Origin of the sequence: Thioalkalivibrio halophilus (assembly GCF_001995255.1) — a bacterium.
GTDB classification, from domain to species: Bacteria; Pseudomonadota; Gammaproteobacteria; order Ectothiorhodospirales; family Ectothiorhodospiraceae; genus Thioalkalivibrio; species Thioalkalivibrio halophilus.
Genome location: NZ_MUZR01000035.1, coordinates 58567 through 82507 on the forward strand (window position 1 = coordinate 58567; position 23941 = coordinate 82507).

Here is a 23941-nt window from a genome sequence, read left to right on the forward strand (position 1 = left end):
GGCACATGCCCCGTCGATGAGCGCCGCCGAGGACGCGCAGGCCGCACCCCGTCGTGACTGGCGCGCGGCACTGGCGGTGTACCGCCATCCGCGCGTCATCGGCATGCTGTTCCTCGGCTTTGCCGCCGGGCTGCCGCTGCTGCTCACCGGCGGGACGTTTACCGCCTGGCTGCGCGACCTGGGGGTGGAGCTGTCGTCGATTGGCTTCCTCAGCTGGGTGGGCATGGCCTACAGCATCAAGGTGCTGTGGGCGCCGATCGTGGACCGCCTGGCGCTGCCGGTGCTGACGCGGCTGTTCGGCCGGCGCCGGGCGTGGATGCTGCTGGCGCAGGGCCTGATCATCATCTCGCTCACGGGCATCGCGCTCACCGACCCCACCGAGCAGCTATGGCTGGTCGCGGTGTGGGCGGTGATCACGGCGTTCGCGGCGGCAACCCAGGACATCGCCATCGATGCCTACCGCATCGAGGCGGTGAGCAAGGAACGCCAGGGGGCGATGGCCGCGGCCTACGTGACCGGCTACCGCGTGGCACTGCTGACCGCCGGCGCCGGGGCACTGCACATCGCCGCGGTGGGGACCTGGGGCCTGGCCTACGGCACCATGGCCGCGCTCATGCTGGTGGGCGTGATCTGCACCCTGATCGTGCGCGAGCCCGAGGTGGCCGAGCGCGACCGCAAGACCGCGCAGATCGAGCAGCGCGTGCTCGACTACATCAACAACACCTCGGACACCGGCTACTGGCGCGCCTTCAAGGCCTGGTTCATCGGCGCCTTCGTCTGCCCGTTCGTGGAGTTCTGGAAGCGCTTCGGCAAGATCGCCCTGCTGCTCATCGCGTTCATCGCGATCTTCCGCATCAGCGACATCTTCATGGGCGTGATGGCCAACCCGTTCTACCTGGACATCGGCTTCACCAAGGATCAGATCGCCAATATCGCCGCGGCCTTCGGCCTGGCGATGACCCTGGGCGGGGCCGCCGTGGGCGGACTGCTGGTCGCGCGCTTCGGCATCATGCGCATGCTGATCGCCACCGCGCTGCTGGCGCCGATCACCAACCTGACCTTCTCCTGGCTGGCCCTGCTGGGGCCGGAGCTCTACGGGCTGGTGTTCGCCATCATGGCCGACAACGTGACCGGCGGCATGGCGATCTCGGTGTTCATCGCCTACCTCTCCAGTCTCACCAACAGCGCCTACACCGCCACCCAGTACGCCCTGTTCAGCTCCTTGATGACCCTGCCGGGGCAGTTCCTCGCCGGTTTCACCGGGGTGATGGCCGAGTTCATGGGCTGGTTCTGGTTCTTCGTCAGTTCGGCCGCGATCGGCATCCCCGCGGTCCTGCTGGCGCTGTGGATCGCGCGCGTCGCCAACCCCGACCGCTTACCCCAGCCCGGGCGCGAAGAGGCCCCCGCCGAACGGACCGACTGACCCCGTGGGAGCGTGCTCGCACCCGATGCGGGCAACGGCCTTGCCCCCGCGCACCAAACCCGGTTGTATACGGGGTAACGGGGAGAGAAACGGGGACGGCGAAGGAATGCGCTTCTTTGAATACCAGGACCGGGCACGCCGGCGGCTGACGCTGCTGCTGGGGCTGCTCGCCCTGGTGGTAGTGCTGATGGTGGCGCTGCTCAACCTCCTGCTGCTGTATACCCTGGTCGAACCCTGGCAGGAGCTCCGGCAGCTCATGCCCACCGCCGAGATGCTCGCGGAGCACCGTGGCTTCCTGCTGTGGACCACCGGCCTGGCGATCGCGGTCATCGCCGGGGCCAGCCTGTGGCGCCTGTACCAGCTGCGGCGTGCCGGCGGCGGGCGCGGCATCGCCCGCGAGATGGGCGGCGATCCGGTGGACGCCGAGCCCGAGGACCCGAAGAACCGGCGGCTGCGCAACATCGTCGAGGAGATGGCGATCGCCTCCGGACTGCCGGTTCCGGCGATCTTCGTGCTGGAACGCGAGCTGGGCATCAACGCCTTCGCCGCCGGCTTCACCCCGCATGACGCGGCCATCGCGGTGACGCGCGGGGCGATCGAGAGCCTCAACCGGCAGGAACTGAAGGCGGTGGTCGCCCACGAATTCGGCCATATCCGTGCCGGCGACATGCGCCTGAACACGCAGCTGGTCGGCATCCTGTTCGGCATCGAGATGATCGCGCTGCTGGGCCTGGGCATGCTGCCCGGACGGCGCGCGCGCAGCGACCCGGGAGAGATGCGGGGGCCGGTGTGGTTCAACTTCGCGCTGGTGGCCGCCGGTGGGATCGGCCTGATCGGCGGGCGCCTGATCCGCGCAGCCATCGCGCGCGAACAGGAGTACCGCGCGGATGCCCACGCGGTGCAGTTCACCCGCAATGGGGACGGCATGGCCGGCGCCCTGCGCAAGGTAGCCGCGCGCTACGCCGGGCTCAACGCCAGCCCGGCGATGGTCGGACACATGCTGTTCGCCAACGGCGCCATTGACCAGCTGCTCGATACCCATCCGCCGCTGGAGAAACGCCTGGAGCGGCTGGGCCAGCCACTCGACGAGGAGGGTCTGGAACGCCTGGGCCGCGAGGCCACCGACCGGGTGCGCCGTGCGGTGACCGAACGCGAACGCCGGCGCCGCGAGCAGGAGGCTGCCGCCGAGCAGCAGCGGGAAGAGGAGGAGAACGGGCCGCTGGGCGAGGCCTTCGGGGCCGTGCCCGGCTCGCTGGCCGCCGCCCTGCTGGCCGCACTGCCGGGCGAACTGGCCCGCTCCGCCCGCAATCCGCACTGGGTCGCAGACCTGGTGCTCTACCTGATCCTGCATCCGGATCCGGAGATCCGCGAACAACAGCTCCATATGATCCTGGAGACCCGCGGCCCGGAGAGCGAAGAACGCGTGCGCCAGCTCCGCGCGATGGTCCCCGAACCCGCGGCCGAACACCGTCTTCCGCTGACCGAGATGGCCTTCCCTGCGCTGGCTCGGCTGAGCCGCGACGAACAACGGACCCTGGCCGGACTCGTGGAACGCCTGATCCATGCCGACGGCCGCCTGTCCGCCACCGAATACGCCCTCGGCCGCATGCTGATCGAACACCTCGACCGGCGTCACGGGCACGGGGGCGACAAGGCACACGGGCGCAAGGACCCCGCCGAGAAGAACGCCCGGCACCGCGAAAACGCGGCGCGCTACCTGCTGGCGACCCTCGCGCTGCATGGCCACCCCGACGACCCCGAGACGGCCGAGGCCGCGCTGATCGCCGGTCTGGGCCGCTTCACCGGCAGCCTGCCATTCAGCGCCCCCATCCCCGAGGAACTGCGTCAGGCCAGCCAGTCCGCGGCCTGGGCACGCATCCTCGACCGCGCGCTGGAGCGCCTGGCGCGCATGCCGCGCCACGACCGCCAGCGGCTGCTGCAGGCCATGGACGACACCGTGCAGCAGCGCGGCGACCCCACCGCGGAACAGCGCGAACTCGTGCGGATGATGGCCGCCTCGCTGCACCTGAACGTGCCGCTGCCGGATGCCGGCGAACTGTTCGACGCCGGCCACTGAAGGGGCCTCGGGGCACACCGCGCCCCCGGCCCCGCTCCCAACGAAAGAAGGCCCGCATCTCGCGATGCGGGCCTTCCCGTTACAGCCGCTTGCTGAGACTCGCGCGGTGCGCGAGATCAGAAGCTGTAGTGCATGCCGGTCATGAACACGTTACCGGTATCGAACACGTTGATCCCGTCGTCATCCATGTCCCGCGCGCGCACGTCACCGATCGCACCGGAACCGGCATCGTCGCTTTCGCTCTCGCGATAGTACTCGGCGAAGAAGGTCAGGGCATCGTTAACGTGGTAGTCATACCCCAGGTGCGCGACATCGCCACCCCAGGTATCCATGGTCGCCAGCATGCCCTTGAAGGTGTGCTGACCCCAGTCGTAGGACGCAAAGACGTTGAAGGAATTGTCGCCGTCCACGTCATCGTCTGCGCTGTCCACGGTTTCGGCCTTGGCACCGATATACAGATCTCCCATGGTGTGCATCACGGAGAAGCCCCAGTTGCGATTACGATCATCCGCATTCGCGTCCTGCAGACCCACGGAGAACGTGGTGTCCCCCATCGAATAGGTGCCGGTCAGCTGATAGGGGTTGTCGTCATCGGCCCCGTCGGTCACGTAGGCACCGCCGAAGGAGAACCCGTTGAAGTCGGGCGAGTAGTAGAAAAGAGTATCGCTCTCACGGAACGCCGCATAGGTGATGAAACCCGACTGGAACGAGTTGAACATGTCCACCGGGAACGCAATGGCGTTGTAGTACGGCAGCCAGTCGCGTCCATAGGCGAAGGTGCCCGCCACGTCGGATTCAATGCCGATCTTGCCGATGCGGACATCTTCGTCCTGACCATTGAACGGATCCTGGACCCGCCCGTTCGCCAGATCCAGCGGCAGCTCGAGCTGCGCAAAGGCACTCAGCCCTTCGTTGAATTCCATGGAGCCCATGAAGCCCACCCGGGAGTAGGCATCGCGGAAGCCATCGTAGCTGCTGTGGTTGTCCGGATCGGCAGCTTCATACTGGAGCCGCAGGGAGCCGTAGAAATCCCAGTCGATCGGACCGGCGCCTTCTTCCTGCGCCATGGCCATGCCGGGGGCGGCCAGAGTCGCGGCCACGGCCGCGGCAAGCATCTTCCTGTTCATCATCTTCCTGTCCTCGCGCTCAATTGAAACTTTTCGGGATGTCCGGAACCGGCTCCGCCGTCCGGTCGGTGTGCGGCTTTTGCAACAGCTGCGCGCGGAACATCGCGGACGATCCATTCCACTGCACACCAGTGTGGTTATATAAACGAAGTCTAATTCGTTGTAAAGGGCCCACACGCCCGTATCCGGTGTGTCTGTTGTGCGCCACAAGCGGAAAGACCGCCTGCGGGTCCCGAAGTTCCGCCGAACGCACGGCGGCATGGCGCGGTCGCACGGGGTGAAGGCCACCGGGCCGTGTTTTCGTGACACGGTTTGCGCCGGAGGTATTTTTGCGCAAAAATAGTGTTCGTTCACCATCACTGCCGAGAACCGCATGTCATCCGCCAGCGCCGCCACGCAAACGTCCGCAGCCCCGTCCGGGGGCGAGGACCCCGCACGCTCGGTCATCCGCCAGCTGCGGGTGATCATCCGGGCGCTGCAGGGGCATTCGCGCGCGGTGGAGCGGGCCTGCGGGATCAGCGCCTCGCAGCTGTGGGCGCTGTGGGAGCTCCAGCGCACGCCGGGCCTGAACGTGAGCGACCTGTCGCGGCGGCTGTCGGTGCATGCCTCCACCACCTCCAACCTGCTGGACAAGCTGGAGCAGCAGGGCCTGGTCGAACGTCGCCGCCCGGAGCGCGACCAGCGCATCGTGCGTCTGTACGTGACCGAGACCGGACAGGAACTGCTGGAACGCGCCCCGGCCGCCCCCCAGGGCGAACTGAACCGGGCGCTGGAATCCATGCCGCCGGACGAACTGGCCGATCTGGACCAGAACCTGGCGATGCTGGTGGAAACCATGCAGTCCACCGAGCAGCGCGCCGGCCTCAAGCCGTTCGAGGGTGGAGCCTGAGCGGCATGCTCCGCCTCGCCGCCAGCTTCGGCCGCCTTCCGGTGCTGGCGCTGGCGCTCGTCCTGCTGGCCGCCCCGGCCCTGGCCGAACCCCGCTTCGACGATCCCCCCGAGCACTCCGCCGATGGCGGGTTCACCCTGCACTGGGAGGCGCCCGGGGCGGTGGTGCTGGAACGCGCCAGCGGCCCCGATTTCGACGATGCCGGCGTGATCTACGAAGGCGGCGACACCAGCCGCGTGATCAGCGGCCTGCCGGACGGTGAATACCGTTTCCGGCTGCGCGCGGCCGACGCCGACGAGGATGCCTGGAGCGACCGCATCACGGTCGTGGTCGAGCATCACGGCCTGGCGCGCGCCTTTGGTTTCTTCGCTGTCGGCGGCGCGGTGTTCCTGGTGCTGATCGTCGTGCTGCTGCGGGGCCGCCCGCGCGGCTGACCCCCATGCCCCGGGCCGTTGGCCCGGCCAACCGGAGACCTTCATGCCCGATTTCGCCATCAACATGCAGCGCCTGCAGCAGGACATCAACGACCTCGCGCAGATCGGTCGCGACGCCGACCGCGGCCTGCACCGCCGCGCGTTCTCCGACGGCGACCGGGCCGGTCGCGAGTGGTTCCGCCACCGCCTGGAGGCGGCCGGTCTGGATGTCTGGCAGGACGGGGCGGCCAACCTGCACGGCCGTCTGCAGTACGACGGCCGGCGCCCGGTGGTGGCGATGGGCTCGCATCTCGACACGGTGCCCGGCGGCGGCCCGCTGGACGGCGCGCTGGGCGTGCTGATCGGGCTGGAGGTGCTGCGCACCACGCAGGAGCAGGGCATCGAGCTGCAGTACCCGCTGGAGGTGATCGACTTCACCGACGAGGAGGGCCGCTTCGGCGGGATGTTCGGCTCCCAGGCGATGGCCGGCAAGCTGACCCCGGAGAGCATCAGCCATGCGCGCGACCTGGAGGGCGTGAGCCTGGTGGACGCGATGGCGGCCTGGGGCCTGAACGCCGACGACGCGCTGGCCGCGCGGCGCGATCCGAACACCCTGCACGCCTTCATCGAGACCCACATCGAACAGGGGCCGGTGCTGGACCGGCGCGGCCTGAGCGTGGGGGTGGTGGAGGCCATCACCGGGCTGTTCAAGTGGGAGGTGCGCCTGAAGGGCCAGCCCAACCATGCGGGCACCACGCCCATGGACATGCGCGCGGACGCGTTCCAGGGCCTGGCCGAGTTCGGCGGCGAGATCGACCGTCTGCTGGAGGAACACGGCAGCCCCAACTCGCGCGCAACCATCGGCCGCGTCGAACTGTCCCCGGGGGCACCGAACACCGTGCCCGGCATGGCGACCTTTTCGTTCGAGGTGCGGGACACCGACGAGAAGGTCCTGACCGCCCTGGCGCATGCGGCTCGGCGCACGCTCTCCAGCCTGGCCCGGCGGCGCGACCTGATGTTCGAGTTCGACGTGCTCTCGGAGATCGATCCGGTGCGCTGCGACACCGGGATCGTGCAGACCATCGAGGGCCAGGCCGAACGCATGGGACTGGAATACATCACCATGCCCAGCGGCGCGGCGCACGACACCCAGAGCATGAGTGCGATCACCCGCACCGGGATGATCTTCGTGCCCAGCCTGCAGGGGCGTTCCCATTCGGCCGCGGAATGGACAAACTGGGAGGACATCGAGACCGGCGCCAACCTGGCCCTGCACAGTGCGCTGGCACTGGCGGCCCCGCAGTAGCGCCGCCCCAACCGACCAAGGAGCCCGCGGCATGGCCGACGACAACGTTTCCCGCCTGACCGACTACGACTCCCTGGATCCGCTGCGCGAGCAGTACCAGGAGAGCCTGATCAGCAAGCCGGTACTGCGGCGCGAGCTGCGCGAGCACCATGTCGCCCTGCTGTGCATCGACCTGCAGTACCTGGACGCCGCGCGCGGCCACGGGGTGTTCGCGGATTCCGCCGTGTCGGGCATCCCGCTGGAGGCGCAGGAGTACTACTTCCACCGGCTGGAGGAGACCGTTCTGCCGAACGTACGCCGGCTGCAGGATGCCTTCCGCTCGCAGCAGATGGAGGTGATTCATACCCGCATCCGCTCGCTGACCCGCGACGGACGCGACCGCAGCCCCGGCCACAAGCGCCTGGGCCTGCATGCGGCCCCCGACAGCAAGGATGCCGAGTTCGTCGACGAGGTCGCACCAAAGGGCGACGAGATCGTCCTCGACAAGACCGCGAGCGGCGTGTTCAACTCGACCAATCTGCACTACATCCTGCGGAACCTGGACATTTCCTCCCTGGTGATCGTCGGCGTGTACAGCAACGAATGCGTCTCCACCGCGGTGCGCGACGCCTGTGACCTGGGTTTCTACGTGACGCTCATCGAGGACTGCTGTGCGACGGTGACCCCCGAGATGCAACGGGCGACCATCACCACCATCAAGGACCGCTACGCCCGCGTCATGACCACGGACGAGGCGATCCGCGAGATCACGAGGGTGCAGGAGGCGTCGTGACCGCCCTCGAGGATCCCATCCTCCCGACTTCTCTGGCCTGGGGGCTGCTGGCCGCCTTCAGCGTCCTCTGGGTCGCGCTGGGCGCGTGGCTGGGCCGGCGCAACTACACGGCGGCCGATCACATGCTGGCCGGGCGCAACGTGGGGCTGGCACTGGCGAGCGCTACCGCGATGGCCACCTGGGTCACCGCCAACACCACCATGACCGCCCCGCAGCTCGCGCTGGAGCTGGGCGTGTGGGGTATGCTGGGCTACTCGCTGGGGGCGCTGGGCCTGATCCTGTTCGCCCCGCTGGCCCGGCGCATCCGCGAACTGATGCCGCACGGCTTTACCTCCGGGGACTTCATCCGCCTGCGCTACGGGACCTTCACCTGGCGGGTGTTCCTCGGTGTATCCCTGATCTACGCCTTCGGCTGGCTGATCTCCATGGCGATGGCCGGCGGCGTGCTGATCAACGCTCTGGCCGGGATCGACTACCGTGTGGGCATGACCGTGATCCTGACGGTATGCGTGATCTACACCCTGCTGGGCGGGCTGCGCGCGGTGATCGGCACCGACTTCATCCAGACCGTGATCATCATCGCCGGCGCCGCCTTCCTCGCCTGGATGACCATCGACCGGGTGGGTTTCGAGGCCATCCATTTCGACCTGATGGAAGAGCGCCCGGAACTGCTGAGCCTGCTGTTCCCGGCCGCGATCATGTTCCTGTTCAACAACCTGCTGTTCGGGGTCGGCGAGATCTTCCACTCCAACGTGTGGTGGTCGCGCGCCTTCGCCTTCGGCCGCAACGTGGGCTTCCGCGCCTACCTGCTGGGCGGGCTGCTGTGGCTGCCGATCCCGATTGTGGCCGGCTTCGTGGCGCTGGCCACCCCGGCGCTGGGCATCAACGTGCCGGCGGCGGACATGGTCGGCCCGCTGGTGGCCGCCGAGGTGCTCGGCCTGACCGGCGCGATCGTGGTGTTCATCGTAGTGTTCGCCGCGCTGGCCTCCAGCCTCGACTCGCTGCTGGCGGCGACCTCCGACCTGGTCACCCGCGACATCTACCGCGGGCACATCCGGCCGCAGGCCTCGGAGCAGGCGCAGCTGCGGGCGACGAAGATCATCGTCGTGCTGCTGGGCCTGCTGACCTGGCTGGCCGCCAGCTACCGTGGCGAGGTGCCGGTGGTGGGTTCACTGGCGGCCTTGCTGTATTTCACCGGGGCCTTCGTGGCCAGCGCGATCTGGCCCATCGTGGCCGGGCTGTACTGGCGCCGCGCCAACCCGCAGGCGGCGGCCTGGGCGATGCTGCTGGGCTCCGGGCTGGGCCTGGCCAGTTACTTCATGATCGGCTGGTACGTGGCCGCACTGGTGGGTGCGGCGGTCTCGCTGGTGGTGATGGTCGCCGGTACCTGGCTGTTCCCGCGGCCCTTCGACTGGGACCGGCTGGCGCACGATGACCGCGACGCCTCACCCGGCCGTGGCAACCCGGAGGTGGCCACATGACGATCCCGGTAACCGCACTGGCGACCATCGTGATCATCGCGACCACGGTCGCGACCCTGACCCCGATCCTGCTGATTGCCCTGTTCATCCGCGACTGGAAGAGAGGATGCCTCTGGTGAATCCCCATGACCCGCTGAACACCCTCAAGCCGCGGGACGGTGCCGCCGGCACCGACCGGCCGCGCGCCCTGCTCGAGGCAGTGGAGGAAAATCCCGACCCACTGCTGAAGCTGGCCGCCTCGCACGTGGTATCCAGCCGCCAGTTCACCCGCGAGGAGCTGCTGCAGCTGTTCCGCCTGGCCGCGCAGTACGAGACGACCCCGGCGCTGATGCATCTGCCGCTGGCCGGCAAGATCCTGATCAGCGCCTTCTACGAGCCGTCCACCCGCACCCGGCTGTCATTCGAGAGCGCCTGGCACCGGCTCGGCGGATCGGTGATGTCGATCACCGATCCGAAGAGCACCGGCATCGCCAAGGGGGAGTCGCTGGCCGACATCGCGGAGATGTTCAACAACTACGGCGACGTCCTGGTACTGCGCTCCTCCGAGGGCGAGGCCGTGCACAACATGCTGGAGAACCTGCGCATCCCGCTGGTCAACGCCGGCAACGGGATCGACGAGCACCCCACCCAGGCGCTGGCGGATGTCTACACCCTGGCCAAGTGGCGCCCGGAGCTGTTCCTGCCCGACTGCCCGCCGGAAAAGCACGTGAAGGTGGGGATCGTGGGCGTACCCTCGCGCATGCGCACGGTACGCAGCCTGCTGAGCATGCTGAGCCTGTTCCCCGAGGCGATCGACGAGATCGTGGTGATCTCGCGCGAGGAGGAAAACTTCGACCCCGAGCAGCGCGAGCTGCTGGAGGGCGCGGGCCTGAAGCTGCGCGTGGTGAACGACCTGGACCCGGTGCTGCCGGAGCTGGACGTCGTCTACATCAACGCCATCGCCTGGGTCGGCGACACCTTCGAGTCCATGGGCGAGGGCCTGAACCTGAACCGCCAGTCGCCGCTGAAGGAGGGTGCGATCATCATGCATCCGCTGGCGCGCGGCGCGGAGCTGTCGACCGATCTCGACGACACCCCGCACAACTGGTACTTCGCCCAGGCGCGCGGGGCGGTGTTCGTGCGCATGGCCCTGCTGACCACGGTGGTGCGCCGGATCAGCGCGGTGATGGACACCCCGGAAGGCTGACACACCACTTTTTCACTAGAACCGCGAGCGGCGTGGCGCGCCGGAGTGTCCCGGGCCGCGCCCCGGTCGCCCCGAACGGATAACCAAGGAGACATGCCATGTGTGGCATTGCCGGAATCTTCCACGCCGACCCGAACCGTCAGGTCGACCCGCAAACCCTGGTCAACATGGCCGCGATCCAGTACCACCGCGGCCCCGACGGCTTTGGCTACAAGACCCAGGATGATCGCGGTGTGGGCTTCAGCCACGCGCGGCTGTCGATCATCGACCTCGACGAGAACCGCGGCCGCCAGCCGTTCACCATGAGCAACGGCGAGATCATGACCGCGGTCAACGGCGAGCTGTACGACTACAAGCGCATCCGTGCCGATCTGACCTCGCGCGGGGTGAAGTTCCGCACCAAGAGCGACTCCGAGATGGTGATGCACCTGTACCAGCGCGAGGGGCTGGAGGATGCGCTGCAATACTTCCGCGGCGAGTTCGCGATCTCGCTGTATGACCGCAAGCACGACCGCCTGGTGCTGGCACGCGACCGCTTCGGCGTCAAGCCGCTGTACTTCACCGAGACCGCCAACGGCAGCTTCGTGTTCGGCTCAGAGCTGAAGGTCCTGTTCGCCAACCCCGACGTGCAGCGCCGCTTCTCCGACGACGGCCTGTACCACCAGCTGATGCAGACCATGGTCCCCGGCACCACGGCCTTCGAGGGCGTCCACCAGGTCAAGCCCGGCCACGTGGTCATCGTCGAGCGCGCCCACGGCAAGCTGAAGATCCGCCAGGAGAAGTACTGGGACATGGACTTCCCGCTGGCCTCGGAACGCCCGCCGGAGAGCGAGACCGACGAGGAATACTGGATCGAAGGGGTACGCGAACAGCTGATGGAGGCCACCCAGCTCCGTCTGGAGGCCGACGTGCCGGTCGCCTGTTACCTCTCCGGGGGCATCGACTCCTGCATCACCCTGGGCCTGGCCTCGGCGAGTCAGCAGGCACCGGTGAAGGCCTTCACCATCGGCTTCGACAACGACGACTACGACGAGACCGCCATCGCCCGCGAGATGGCCGAGAGCGTGGGCGCCGACCAGGACATCATGTCGCTGGACGCCGACCACCTCTACGACAACTTCGAGGAGGCGCTCTGGCACGCCGAGCGCACCATCTACAACACCCTGGCGGTGGCCAAGCTGCTGATGAGCCGGCACGTGAACCACGCGGGCTACAAGGTGGTGGTGACCGGCGAGGGCTCGGACGAGCTGTTCGGCGGCTACCCGGCGTTTCGCCGCGACATGTTCCTGCACGGGCTGGACACCCTGCCGGAGGCCGACCGTCAGGCCTGGCAGCAGATGCTCAACGAGTCCAACGAACTGGTCTCCGGGGCGATGCTGGCCGAGGACGAGGTCTCCGACCCCGACTTCAACCGCATGATGGGCTTTACCCCGTCCTGCCTGCAGCCCTGGCTGGCCGCCGCCGACCACGTGCCCGGACTGCTGCACCCGAAACGCCGCAAGCGGATGAAGGACTACAAGCCGGGCAAGGCCATTGCCGACGCCCTGGACAATGACATGCTGGAAGGCCGCCATCCGCTGGACAAGGCCCAGTACGTGTGGATCAAGACTATGCTGGAGGGCCAGATCCTGACCTGGGGCGGCGACCGCATGGACATGGCCAATTCCATGGAGGCGCGCCCGCCGTTCCTCGACCACCATCTGGCCGAGTTCGCCGCGCAGCTGCCGCCGACCATGCGCATCAAGGGCCGCAACGAGAAATACGTGCTGCGCGAGTCGATGAAGGGCCTGCTGCCCAAGGTGCTGTACGAGCGCGAGAAATTCCCGTTCATGGCACCGCCGGCCCACACCGACCCGACCAAATGGGCGGCGATGAAGGCGCTGGCGGATCGCTACCTGTCGGAGGACAAGGTCGCCGAGGCCGGGCTGCTGGACCCGGAGGGCGTGCGCCAGGTGTTCGAGATCCACGAGTCGGAGGAGACCCCGGCGGCGACCCAGGTGCAGCTGGACGCGGTGATCAACCACATGATCGGCGTGCAAGTGCTGCACGAGCAGTTCGTGGCCACCGACATCCCGGCGCTGGCGGCGCAGAAGGCCCGCGAATTCGGCTGGAGCGCCTGAACCCACCAGGGGGGCCGGAACGCCCCGAAGGAACACCGTGACCGAAGACACCGGGGATACCTATGCCCTGCGCCTGCAGGCGATCGCGGACACCACTCAGGAGGTGTTCGTCCTGCTCGACAGCGACGGACGCATCGAGTACGTCAACGCCGCCCTGAGGCGTGTACTGGGTTATGAGCCCCGGGCCCTGCTGGGGCAGCCGCTGCACGAGACAGTGGCACCGGCGGAACACATGGACGCGATCCGCGCGGGTTACGAGGGCTTTCGCCATACCGGCACCGGTCCCGTGGTGGGGCGGGTACTGGAACTGGAGGCGGTGCACGCAGAAGGGCATCGGGTGCCCGTGGAGCTGTCGGTCTCGGCCCTGTGGCTGAACGGGGAGTGGCATGCGGTCGGGGTGATGCGCGACATCTCCGAGCGCCGGCGCACAGAAAACGCCCTGCGCGCCGAACGCAAACGCAACGCCGCCCGCGCCCGGCTGGAGGCAACGGTCTTCGACGCCACCAGCGAGGGGATCATGATCACCGATGCCGAGGAGCGGATCGAAGCGGTCAACCGAGCCTTCACCGAGATCACCGGCTACCCGGAGAATGAAGTCCTCGGCCGGACCCCGAGCCTGCTGAAATCGGGGCAACAGGATTCGAGTTTCTACCGCGAAATGCGTGAGGAGCTACAAACGGTTGGCGAGTGGAACGGAGAGTTCATCAACCGCCGCCGGGACGGCCGGGTCTACCCCCAGTGGACCCGCATCAACACCGTCCGCGATGCGCAGGGGCAGGTTCGCCACTACGTAGCGGTCTTCTCCGACCTCACCGACCTGCGCGCCTCGGAAGCCCGCATCGAGCGCCTCGCTCACCGCGATTCAGTCACCGGTCTGCCCAACCGTCTGTTGTTCCGCTCGCGTCTGGAACAGGCGCTCACTGCACAGGACCGGCAGGCCGACGGAGTCGCCGTGCTGCACCTCGGGCTGGACGCCTTCAAGCACGTGAACGAGAGCCTCGGCCACCGTACGGGCGACCGGTTGCTGCGGGCCATGGGCGAACGACTGCACCACCTGACCCGGCCGGCGGAGACCCTCGCGCGCCTGGGTGGCGACGAGTTCGGCTTTCTGGTGGACGGCGAGGAGCACGCGATGCTGCTGGCCGAGGCCCTGCGGCACCAGGTCGCGCAGACCCTTGAACTGGACGGCGAAACCCTGTTCCTGACCACCAGCGTGGGCATCGCCTGCAGCCCGCGGGACGGCCATGATGTCGAATCACTGATGCGTAACGCGGCCGCGGCCCTGCACGAGGCCAAGGCGGCCGGCGGGGACACCTGGCGTGTCTACTCGCAGGAACAAACCGCACTGGCCACCGACCGGGTGCGGCTCACCGCGCGCCTGCGCGAGGCAATCGAGCGCGACGAGCTGGTCCTCCACTACCAGCCACAGATCGGACTGGATGACGGGCGCATCATCGGCGTGGAAGCGCTGGTGCGCTGGCAGCATCCGGAATCCGGACTGATCCCGCCGGACCGTTTCATCCCGGTGGCCGAGGACAGCGGACTGATCGTCGGACTGGGCGAACGCGTGCTGCAGAAGGCCTGCCATCAGGCGCGGGAGTGGCTGGACTGTGGCGTGGACTTCGGCCATGTGGCGGTCAACATCTCCGCCGCCCAGATCCGCCGCAGCACCGTGGCCCCGCAGGTCAAGGTCGCCCTGGCGGAGAGCGGCCTGCCACCGCACTGCCTGCAGGCGGAGATCACGGAAAGCATCGCCATGGACCGTCGCGGCGAGGCTCCGGCGTTCCTCCAGGCCATGCAGGAACTGGGCGTACGCCTGGCGATGGACGATTTCGGCACCGGTTATTCGTCCCTCGGCTACCTGCGCGACCTGCCATTCGACACCCTCAAGGTCGACCGGCTGTTCGTGCGCCCGTTGCCGGAGTCGGCCCCCGATGCCGCCATCGCCGAGGCGATCTGCACCCTCGGGTGCCGCCTGGGACTGGAGGTCCTCGCCGAGGGCGTGGAGACCCCGGCGCAGGCCGACACCCTGCGCGGCTTCGGCTGCACCTCGGCCCAGGGCTTTCTGTACTCCCGGCCGGTCCCGGCCGAACAGCTGCCCGCCACCCTCAGCGAGCTGGCGGAACCCGCACCGAAGGAATCACCGGGCGCCGGCGACGATTAAGCAACCGCTGGTCCATCATGGTCGCCCGAAGCGACGCATCCACTGGCACAGGCGGTCGGCTGCGAAGCCGCGGACCCGCTTGAACGCCCTCCGCAACGCGGGCGGCCATGGACTAAGTCCAGGCCGCCACCGCGCTGCGGTAGAATCCGGGGTCGGTGGTGGTGGCCCCCTGCAGGGTGCACACGCGGGCGGCGAATTCGAGGGCACGGTGCAGGGTGCCTTCCCAGCCCCAGCCGCGGCGCAGGCCCAGGATGGCGACGCTGGCGAAGGCATCGCCGGCGCCTACCGCGTCCTGCATGCCTTCCACCACCGGGGCGCGGGCGCGCACGGGCTGGCCGGCGCGCGGATGGATCTCGGCGCCGTCGGCGCCCAGGGTGACGATCAGCGCGGACTGGATGTCGCAGGCCTGCAGGCAGCGTTCGGCGCGCTTCTCGGCCGGGACGTTCGGGAACAGCGTGGCCAGCTCGTCGGCGTTCAGCTTGACCACATCGGCACCCCGGAGCAGGTCGCGCACGTCCTGCGGGTCGTACCAGGGCTCGCGCAGGTTGGCGTCGACGAAGCGGCGTTCGCAGCGCCGGCGCAGGGCCGCCAGCAGCTCACGGTTGCCGCTGCGCAGGGCGAGCGTGCCGTGGTAGAGGAGCGGGGTGCGCGCGGGCACCGCGGGATCGACCGTGGCGGGCAAGTCGTCATAGGCCTGGTCGGGCAGGATGTAATAGGCGGGCTCGCCGTCCTCCACCGTCACCTGCACCGCGCCAGTGGGTGCCTGCGGGTGCGTATACAGCGCGTCTTCCGCCAGGCCGACCTCGCGCATGGCCTTGCGCACGCGCGCCCCGGCGGCGTCGTTTCCGACACCGCCGACGAACAGCACCGGCTCGCCCAGCTGATGGAGATTCCAGGCGACATTGAAGGGCGCACCACCCAGGACCTCGCGAGCATCCGGGAAACGATCGAACAGCACCTCGCCGAAGACGACGTCGGGGGCATCGGCCATGCTCTTTCCCTCCATGCGTTCGTGATGGGTTATCCGGAGGAGACCGCGACGATGCGATCCCGGCCCTGACGCTTGGCTGCCAGCAGGGCCTTGTCCGCCAGCTCGAACGCACTGCCCTCCGGGGCATCCGCGCGGACGTCGGCCAGCCCGCCGGAGATGGTCACCTTGAGGCGCTTGCTGCCGGCCTTGACCACGATGGACGCCACCTCGCGACGCAGGCGGTCGGCCAGTTCGCGGGCGGCCTCCAGCGACTGGTGCACCACCATCACGAATTCCTCGCCCCCGTAGCGGGCGACGAAGTCGGGTTCGTGGACACCCTCGGCCAGGACCTCGGCGACGGCCCGCAGGATGCGGTCGCCGGAGGTGTGGCCGTACTCGTCGTTGACGTGCTTGAAATGGTCGATGTCCCAGACGATCAGGGATGCCGGGCCGGCATCGGCCCGCAGATCGGCCATGCGCTGATCGAATGCATGGCGGTTGAGCAGACCGGTCAGCTTGTCGCGACTGGCCTCGTCGCGGGCCTCCGACAGGCGCTCGCGCAAATCGTTGACCTGGCGGGCCAGCTGCTGGCTGCGCGTGCGCAGTGCACGGTTGCGCTCCATCGCCGCGAGAAGTTCGGCCTCGCGGGTGTCGCGGAAGTCCTTCACCCGGTCCGCGACCCGATCCAGGCCGTCGATCACCTCGCGGCGCATGGTGTCGAGATTGGTGATGTCGATCACCCGGCCCTTGATGGTACTGACATCGCCGGTGATGTTCTCGTGCAGCTCGCGGATGGAGGCCTGGGTGCGCTCGGAATGGTCCTGGTCGGCGGACAGGGCCGAGTCCACGTCGTTCAGGCGCGAGCGGATCTCGCCCATGACCTCGGTCAGCTGTTCGCGCTCGGCCAGGGCCTGACCACAGTTCTCCTCCAGCGCGGAGAACACCCGGGCGAGGCTGCGACGGACCAGATCGGCGTCGCTGCGTTCCGCGGCCTGACGGACGCGGGCGAGGTCCTCGGCCAGGAACGGGAAGGCACCCAGGCCGCTCTCCAGCGCGGACAGGACCCCCTCGTCCATCGCCTCGCGCTGGTCATGCTGGCGGATGGTATCCGCCAGCCGCGCACTCATGCGATCCAGACACTGGGTATCGTCGGGATCCTCCTCGATGGTTCGCGTCAGGTCATGCACCGCTCCCTCGAGGTCGGGCTCGCGGGCCGACAGCACGGCCAGGGCGCGCAGGGCCACCCGCCGCAGTGAACGCATGCGTTCGCGCTCGTTCTGGAGCGAGGTTTCGAGCTCGATGACGGTCTTGCGCAGGTCGTTCTCGGCCATGGGTCTCCCTCGATCGGCCGCCCATTACAGCCGATGGGCGCTGCGAACGCCACCGTCGGCGGTGCCGGGAGTTCAGGTCAGGCCGGGGCCTGGTGCACATCCAGACGCTCCCGCACGGGCAACTGGATCTCGACCCCCACCGGCAGATGATCGGACAGCGCAACGTTGTAGACCCGCATATCGGACACGTGCAGGTCCGGGGTCAGCAGGATGTGATCGAACACCCGCTGCGGGTCCCAGGCCGGATAGGTGGCCGGGCAGGCCATGGGCTCCATCAGCCCGGTACGCGCGACCAGACGACGGATCTCGGGGCTGTCCTGCTGGCAGTTGAGATCGCCCATCACCACCGCGTGCGGCTGGTCCTCGATGCGTTCGGCAACATAGTCCAGCTGCTGCCGGCGCGCGCGCCGACTCAGCGCGAGGTGCAGCAGGAACAGCACCAGCTCCTCGCCATTGCCCATTGCAAACCGCGCCTCCACGGCCCCGCGCCCGGGCAGCGGCCCGGGCAGGCTGTGCATCTGCACATGCACCGGCTCCACCCGTGAGAACAGCGCCAGCGAATGCTTGGCAATCTGGCCGAGATCACGGTTGATGCGGGTATAGGTGTGAGGGAAGTCGGCACGGTCGGACAGCCAGCTGGACAGATCGACGAAGCGCGAGCGCAGACTGCCTCCGTCCAGCTCCTGCACGCCAACGATGTCGAAGTCGCGGATGAAGCGGGCCACGCGCTCCAGGTTGGTCATGCGCCCGCCGTACGGCAGCACATGCTTCCAGCTGTTGGTGACGTAGTGATGCAGGCGCGAGGAATGGATGCCCACCTGGGCATTGAAACTCAGCAGGCGCAGTCGCTGGCCCGCAGCCTCCGGCTGCCAGACCAGGCCGCGGGCGGGTTCGTCGGTTACGGCGGACGAGCCGTTCTCCGTCATGGTGTCATCCTTCCTTCCCGTCATCCCTCACGGGACTCCTGTTCAGAAGGGACAGACGAGATCCCCCAGGCGTTCCGTGAGTTTCAGATTTTCGGAATAGTCTACCGGACAGTCGATGACGGTGACTCCGGGGCGCGCCAGGGCGGAACGCAGGGCCTGTTCCAGACTGTCGCCGGGCTCGATGCGCACCCCTTCGGCCCCGAACGAGCGGGCGAGGGCAACGAAATCGGGGTTGCCGAAATCCACCGAGGCCTTGCGCCCGTATTCCCGCACCTGTTTCCACTCGATCAGGCCGTACGCGCTGTCGTTCCACACCAGCACAACGAAACTCTGACCCAGGCGCACCGCGGTCTCCAGCTCCTGCAGGTTCATCAGGAAACCCGCATCGCCGGTGACCGCCACCACCTGGCGCTCCGGATCCAGGGCGGCCGCAGCCACGGCCCCCGGAAGGGCGATGCCCATGCTTGCGAACCCGTTGGAGATCAGACAGGTATTGGGCATCTCACAGCGGAACATGCGCGCCATCCACAGCTTGTGGGCGCCCACGTCGGTGATCACTACGGCATCCAGGGCGGCGGCGGTGCGGAGATCCCAGATGATCTTCTGCGGCTTCATCGGCACCCCGGTGTCGTCGCGGTGCTCGTTCATGTCGTCGATCAACGACTGCCGCAGGGGCCGCAGCACGGTCTCCTCGCGTGGCGTGACCCGCTCGGCCAGATCATGCAGGCAGGTTTCGAGATCGCCGATCACCTCGGCCTGGATGTCGTAGTGGCCGTCGATCTCCGCCGGGGAGGCATCCACGTGGATCAGGGTGCAGTCGCCCTCCGGGTGCCACAGGGATGGCGGGTATTCGACCAGGTCGTAGCCGATACAAAGGACCACGTCGGCCTTGTCGAAGCCGAAGTGGACATAGTCGCGACTCTGCAGGCCCACGCTGCCCAGCGCCAGCGGGTGGCGAAACGGCAGCACCCCCTTGGCCATGAAGGTGTTGGCCACCGGGATGTTCAGGGTCCCCGCGAAGTGCGCCAGGGCCTCGCTGGCCCCGGAACGGATCACGCCGTTGCCGGCAAGGATCAGGGGATGGCGGGCATTCTCCAGCAGCCGGGCGGCAGCCGCCAGGGACACCTCGGCCGGCACCGCCGGTGCCCCGGTATGGACCGGAAGCGGGGCCACCGGACAGGGCTGGGAAGCCACGTTTTCCGGCAGCTCGATGAAACTGGCCCCCGGCTTGCCGCCCTCGGCCCACTTGAAGGCCTTGCGCAGGACCTCGGGCAGGATCTCGGGCTCCACCACGCTGGAGGCGTATTTGGTCACGGGACCGAACAGTCCCTTGAGGTCCAGGACCTGGTGGGATTCCTTGTGCAGCCGGTGGGTGCTGGCCTGGCCGGCGATGGCCACCAGCGGCGCGTGGTCCATGTTGGCATCCGCCACGCCGGTGATCAGGTTGGTCGCGCCCGGCCCCAGGGTCGCCATGCAGACCCCGGCCCGGCCGGACAGGCGGCCGTGGACATCGGCCATGAAGGCCGCACCCTGCTCGTGCCGGGTGGTCACGAACTCGATGGGGGAATCCTCGAGGGCATCGAGGACCGCCATGTTCTCCTCGCCGGGCAGGCCGAAGACCCGTTCGACCCCTTCCTGCTCCAGACACTGTACCAGGCGCCGTGCGGTGGTCGGCGACGGATCGGACATGCGTTCCCTCGAGGGACGGGCCGGGGCGCTCAGCCCCGGGCCTCGGCGATCAGGTGATCGACGATCTCCAGCATCTGCTCGTGACTGGTGGTCATGCTGGCCGAAACCACGGATTCGCCGTTGACCACCATCGACGGGACGCCCTCCAGACGGTACTCGCGCACGCGCTCGGCGGAGCGGCCGACCTGGCGCGCGACACTATCGGAGCGCATGGCCTCGCGAAAGGCATCCGGATCCTGACCCATTTGATTGACGAAACGCAGGATCGCGCTCTCCGAGCGCATTTGCCGTCCCTGTTCGTGGATGGCGGTATAGAAGGGCTGGTGAAGGGCGTCCACAATGCCGAGCTGTTCGGCGGCATAATATACGCGCGCATGCAGGGCCCAGACATCATTCAGGGGAGCCGGCATGTATTCGAATTCAACCTCTTCCGGCAAGTCGGCCTTCCATTCCTGCACCAGCGGCTCGAACGAGTAGCAGTGCGGACAGCCGTACCAGAAGGCCTCGACCACCTTGATGCGGCCTTGTTCCAGGCCGTAATCGACGGGCGAGTCCAGGCGCATGAAGTTACGCCCTTCGGCAAAGTCGGCAAGCAGGCGGCCGGAAGCCAGCAGGGCTCCCGTGCCCGCCACGGTTCCGAGAAACTGACGACGCTTCATTAGAGTTCTCCGTAGGAGTGCAGGCCGGACAGAAACATGTTCACGCCCAGGAAGGCAAAGGTGGTCACGAACAGGCCGATGATGGTCCACCAGGCCATGCCCGGACCGCGCCATCCCTTGGTGAAGCGCATGTGAAGCCAGGCCGCGTAGGTGAGCCACACGATCAGGGCCCAGGTCTCCTTCGGGTCCCAGCTCCAGTAACCGCCCCAGGCCTCGGCCGCCCACATCGCGCCCAGCACGGTGGCGATGGTGAAGAATGCGAAGCCGATCGCGATTGCCTTGTACATCACCCCGTCGAGGGCGTCCTTGCTCGGGATGCGCGCCAGCACACGGGAGTCCGGACGGGTGCGTTCCATGCGGTGGCGCACCAGATAGGCCACGCCCAGCATCGCCGCGATCGCGAATCCGCCGTAACCGACGAAGTTGGTCGGCACGTGGATCTTCATCCACCAGCTGTTGAGCGCCGGAACCAGCGGTTCGACCATGTGGGCGTCACGATCGAACATGTACCACAGCAGGAAGGTGGTGGAGGCCGCGACCACCAGCATCACGAAGGCACCCATGCCCCGCTGACCGGTACGCTGTTCGTAGTACAGGTACATCAGCGCGATCATCGCCACCATCAGCACGAACACCTCGTAGAGGTTCGCGACCGGGATGTAACCCCAGCTCGGGTCGTGCAGATAGATCTCGCGCCAGCGCACCATCAGGGCCATCAGACCCGCCCCCGCCGCGACCCACGCGAATGCCGAGCCCACCCGATAGGGGAAGTCGGAAGTAGAGAACAGGCCGACCAGATACGCCGCGGTGGAGAGGTAAACCATCACGCTCATCCACATCACCCCGGCCTGACCCGAACCGATGTAGTTGAGCCAGAAGACGCTGTCGCCGCGCGCCAGATCGTCCCCGTACAACCAGACCCCGAACAGTGACAGCACCGCCACGATGACGGAGAACAGCTGCCAGGGACGCCAGAACCAGCCAAGCCAGGCACTCATGCCGGCAGCGAGGATCAGACCGCCGGTGTCATAACGGTCCATCATGTGACCGTAGAGCGAATAGGCGGTCACGGCCACCGCCAGGACCAGGGCCATGTAGGCCCAGTCCCGCAGAAGCAGCTGCCGGAAGAATCCGGGCCGTTCGAAATCCAGGGCCTCGTGGGGTACAGACATGGGGCGCTCTCCTCCGACTGCGTGCGACTTAGTCGTTCTTGTTGGTTGCAGAATCCGGCGAGTCATCGTCGCCAACGTTCTTCTGCTCGATGATCCACCGTTCAAGGTGCGCGAAGCGCTTCTCGAATTCCACCCGGTGGCGGTTGCTGGTGCCTGCCATCACCACGTGGGTGCCGCTGCCGTCCTCGTTCGGACGTGCCACGATCCACAGGCGTTGATAGGACACATAGAACATCAGGAAGATCCCGATGATCAGCATCACGCTGCCGGTGTACACCGTGCTCTCGCCCGGCGCCTTCGCGATCTGCAGGCCCGAGGCCTCGCGATGGTCAAAGTCATCCAGGCGGAAGAAATACGGCGAACCGTAGAAGTTGAGGGCATTGATCGCCGAGACGGCGTCTTCCAGCCAGCGCTGTTCCTCCTCGGTGATCGCCACCACGCCTTCTTCCTCCAGGACCTCCATGTACAGGCCCTGGAGTCCGGAGTTCAGGACCTGGAACAGCAGGCCGCCGAGCTGCTCGCGCTGGCCTTCGGGGATGCGCTGCTCGATCTCGGCGTCCACCGCAGGGTAACCGCCTTCGGCGAAGGTCTGCATGAGCATGCTGACGGTGCGCGCGATCGCCTGGCGCCCTTCTTCTCCGCCCATCATTTCCTCCGAACCCCGCGCGGCCTGCTGCGCGACGGCCATGCGGACCTCGTCATCGTGAAGCATGGTCAGATAGGTGCGGAAGCGATCCAGGGAGTCATCCGCGTCCGCCGGGATGAACAGGTAGGAAAATTCCTCGGCCGGACTCTCGCGGACACCGCTGAGGAAATATTTCGCGCCTTCCTGCGGGATCGGATTCTGGTAGTTGCGGTAATAGAGTCCCGCGCCGGTGCGGTCCACCAGGCGGAAATCCACGCGCGGGCCGAGGAACACGTTTTCTTCCTCGCCCTCCTCGTTGAGCAGGGCCTGGGTGTTCACCACGGAAAAGTCGATGAACTCGATCGTCAACTCCTCGCCCCCAGGGGCCGGAATATCCATCTCGTCAAAGATCCGGCCCGGAAAGTCCACGCCGCGCAGGGCCCCGGGGCCGAGCGGGATGGCCTCCATTTCGACGCGCGTACCGCCGTCGGCGAAGCTGGACTGATAGATCGCATAGCCATCGTAGATCAGCGGGTCGTTCACGCTGATGGTGGCGCGCAACGGTTCGTCGCGCTCCGGATCATGGATGACCAGATCGCTCTCGTAGGACTGCTCGGCGCCGGTCGAGAAGCGCTGGATCCGGAATTCCTCCAGCTCCACGCGGAACGGCAGATCCTGCACCAGATACCCCTCGCGCACCGGCAGGAAGACCACGTTGGCCGAGGCCCCTTCGGGGATCTCCACGCTGCCGCGGAACGACGGGTTGCTGACCGGGACGCGCGAGATCTCGGGCACCTGCGACTCGGGGATGGAACGGGTCTCGATCTCCACGTTGCCCATCCACTCGTTGACCTTGAGCAGGAACTGGCCGTCGAGCAGCGCACCCACGCAGATCACCACGATCCCCACGTGCGTCAGCATGTAGCCGAGGCGGTTCCAGCGCCCCTTCATCGCGGCGACCACCGTCTCGCCGTCTCGCGTCTTTTCGCGCGCCCGGAAACCCTGGGCCTTCAGCACCCGGCGGGCATGGGCGAGGAAATCCTCCTGCGACTGCCCCAGATCCCCGGTGGAGCTGGCCGGGAAGGAACGCAGGGACTTTTCCTTCACCTGCAGGTTGTAGCGGCGCAGGTCCTTGAGGATACCCGGCGTCTGGCGGTAGACACAGAAGGCAGTCGAAACCACCAGGAAGGTCACCACCAGCAGGAACCAGCTTGCGGAATAGACCTGGTAGAGCCCCATCCCGGCGAAGATCTCGTGCCAGAAGGGTCCGAACTGGATCAGGTATTCGGTGTACGGCTCGTTCTGCACCAGCACGGTGCCGATCACCGAGGCGATGGCCAGGGCCACCAGCAGGGTGATCGCGAGGTTCATCGACCCCAGGAATTCGACGATGATCCGGCTGCGGCGCGGAGTGCGGTTCTGGCCGCGCGAGGAAGTGGAACTCGCCGAGCCCTGGCCCCCGGAGTTACCCGTGGACTGATGCGAATCTGCCATATTCAAACCTGCGTTGGATGCCCCGAAGCTGACGGAGCGCGGTCGGAAGTTCAATTTCCACGACATTCCGCACGGACGCTGGGTTCCGCCGGGGCGTGGAGCGCGCGGGACCAGACG

At 67.4% G+C, this 23941-nt stretch carries 19 protein-coding genes; 11 read left to right on the forward strand and 8 right to left on the reverse strand.

Annotation, left to right across the window (positions count from 1 at the left end; genetic code table 11):
• Positions 1 to 16 precede the first annotated feature (16 nt).
• On the forward strand, positions 17 to 1423 hold the full coding sequence (locus tag B1A74_RS09165; protein ID WP_077244448.1) for an AmpG family muropeptide MFS transporter: 1407 nt from the start codon (positions 17 to 19) through the stop codon (positions 1421 to 1423).
• Between the two features lie 106 nt (positions 1424 to 1529).
• Complete coding sequence (locus tag B1A74_RS09170; RefSeq protein WP_077244449.1) at positions 1530 to 3500, forward strand: M48 family metalloprotease; 1971 nt, start codon at positions 1530 to 1532, stop codon at positions 3498 to 3500.
• A gap of 116 nt (positions 3501 to 3616) precedes the next feature.
• Here the strand turns inward: B1A74_RS09170 and B1A74_RS09175 are convergent, their stop codons facing one another.
• Positions 3617 to 4630: a porin gene (locus B1A74_RS09175; protein WP_208855991.1), complete on the reverse strand. Its 1014-nt coding sequence runs from the start codon at positions 4628 to 4630 to the stop codon at positions 3617 to 3619.
• A 370-nt stretch (positions 4631 to 5000) separates the two neighbouring features.
• Here B1A74_RS09175 and B1A74_RS09180 point away from each other — a divergent pair, with 370 nt between their 5' ends.
• The 9 genes from B1A74_RS09180 (at position 5001) to B1A74_RS09215 (ending at position 14958) form a co-directional block, all read left to right on the forward strand.
• On the forward strand, positions 5001 to 5516 hold the full coding sequence (locus tag B1A74_RS09180) for a MarR family winged helix-turn-helix transcriptional regulator (protein ID WP_024328678.1): 516 nt from the start codon (positions 5001 to 5003) through the stop codon (positions 5514 to 5516).
• 5 nt (positions 5517 to 5521) lie between these two features.
• Positions 5522 to 5950: a hypothetical protein gene (locus B1A74_RS09185; RefSeq protein WP_018947206.1), complete on the forward strand. Its 429-nt coding sequence runs from the start codon at positions 5522 to 5524 to the stop codon at positions 5948 to 5950.
• 43 nt (positions 5951 to 5993) lie between these two features.
• The gene (locus tag B1A74_RS09190) at positions 5994 to 7235 is read left to right on the forward strand and encodes a Zn-dependent hydrolase (protein WP_018947207.1); all 1242 of its coding nucleotides are present in this window, start codon (positions 5994 to 5996) and stop codon (positions 7233 to 7235) included.
• A 31-nt stretch (positions 7236 to 7266) separates the two neighbouring features.
• Positions 7267 to 8007 carry a cysteine hydrolase family protein gene (locus B1A74_RS09195; protein WP_077244450.1) on the forward strand — a complete coding sequence of 247 codons (741 nt, stop codon included), beginning with the start codon at positions 7267 to 7269 and terminating at the stop codon, positions 8005 to 8007.
• Entirely contained in the window at positions 8004 to 9488 is a 1485-nt protein-coding gene (locus tag B1A74_RS09200) for a sodium:solute symporter family protein (protein ID WP_077244451.1), read from the forward strand. Before B1A74_RS09195 ends, B1A74_RS09200 begins: the two co-directional genes overlap by 4 nt.
• Positions 9485 to 9607, forward strand: coding sequence for a hypothetical protein (locus B1A74_RS14535; protein ID WP_018868948.1), 123 nt, complete (start codon positions 9485 to 9487; stop codon positions 9605 to 9607). Before B1A74_RS09200 ends, B1A74_RS14535 begins: the two co-directional genes overlap by 4 nt.
• Positions 9595 to 10674 carry an aspartate/ornithine carbamoyltransferase family protein gene (locus tag B1A74_RS09205; protein ID WP_018947210.1) on the forward strand — a complete coding sequence of 360 codons (1080 nt, stop codon included), beginning with the start codon at positions 9595 to 9597 and terminating at the stop codon, positions 10672 to 10674. The genes B1A74_RS14535 and B1A74_RS09205 overlap by 13 nt, the downstream gene beginning before the upstream one ends.
• A gap of 98 nt (positions 10675 to 10772) precedes the next feature.
• Positions 10773 to 12794 (forward strand): asparagine synthase (glutamine-hydrolyzing), encoded by a 2022-nt coding sequence (gene asnB, locus B1A74_RS09210; RefSeq protein ID WP_077244452.1) that lies wholly within the window; start codon positions 10773 to 10775, stop codon positions 12792 to 12794.
• 37 nt (positions 12795 to 12831) lie between these two features.
• Complete coding sequence (locus B1A74_RS09215) at positions 12832 to 14958, forward strand: putative bifunctional diguanylate cyclase/phosphodiesterase (RefSeq protein WP_077244453.1); 2127 nt, start codon at positions 12832 to 12834, stop codon at positions 14956 to 14958.
• Positions 14959 to 15070: 112 nt separating this feature from the next.
• Here the strand turns inward: B1A74_RS09215 and B1A74_RS09220 are convergent, their stop codons facing one another.
• The 7 genes from B1A74_RS09220 to B1A74_RS09250 form a co-directional block, all read right to left on the reverse strand.
• Positions 15071 to 15949 (reverse strand): PfkB family carbohydrate kinase, encoded by an 879-nt coding sequence (locus tag B1A74_RS09220; RefSeq protein WP_077244454.1) that lies wholly within the window; start codon positions 15947 to 15949, stop codon positions 15071 to 15073.
• A 29-nt stretch (positions 15950 to 15978) separates the two neighbouring features.
• Complete coding sequence (locus B1A74_RS09225) at positions 15979 to 17259, reverse strand: GGDEF domain-containing protein (protein ID WP_024328672.1); 1281 nt, start codon at positions 17257 to 17259, stop codon at positions 15979 to 15981.
• A gap of 77 nt (positions 17260 to 17336) precedes the next feature.
• Complete coding sequence (locus B1A74_RS09230; RefSeq protein WP_024328671.1) at positions 17337 to 18185, reverse strand: endonuclease/exonuclease/phosphatase family protein; 849 nt, start codon at positions 18183 to 18185, stop codon at positions 17337 to 17339.
• 42 nt (positions 18186 to 18227) lie between these two features.
• Positions 18228 to 19874, reverse strand: a complete 1647-nt coding sequence (locus tag B1A74_RS09235; RefSeq protein ID WP_077244455.1) for an acetolactate synthase large subunit — start codon at positions 19872 to 19874, stop codon at positions 18228 to 18230.
• Between the two features lie 29 nt (positions 19875 to 19903).
• The gene (locus B1A74_RS09240) at positions 19904 to 20533 is read right to left on the reverse strand and encodes a thiol:disulfide interchange protein DsbA/DsbL (RefSeq protein ID WP_077244456.1); all 630 of its coding nucleotides are present in this window, start codon (positions 20531 to 20533) and stop codon (positions 19904 to 19906) included.
• On the reverse strand, positions 20533 to 21705 hold the full coding sequence (gene ccsB / locus B1A74_RS09245; protein ID WP_077244457.1) for a c-type cytochrome biogenesis protein CcsB: 1173 nt from the start codon (positions 21703 to 21705) through the stop codon (positions 20533 to 20535). Before ccsB ends, B1A74_RS09240 begins: the two co-directional genes overlap by 1 nt.
• A 28-nt stretch (positions 21706 to 21733) precedes the next feature.
• Positions 21734 to 23824 (reverse strand): cytochrome c biogenesis protein ResB, encoded by a 2091-nt coding sequence (locus B1A74_RS09250; RefSeq protein WP_077244458.1) that lies wholly within the window; start codon positions 23822 to 23824, stop codon positions 21734 to 21736.
• Positions 23825 to 23941: the final 117 nt, after the last annotated feature.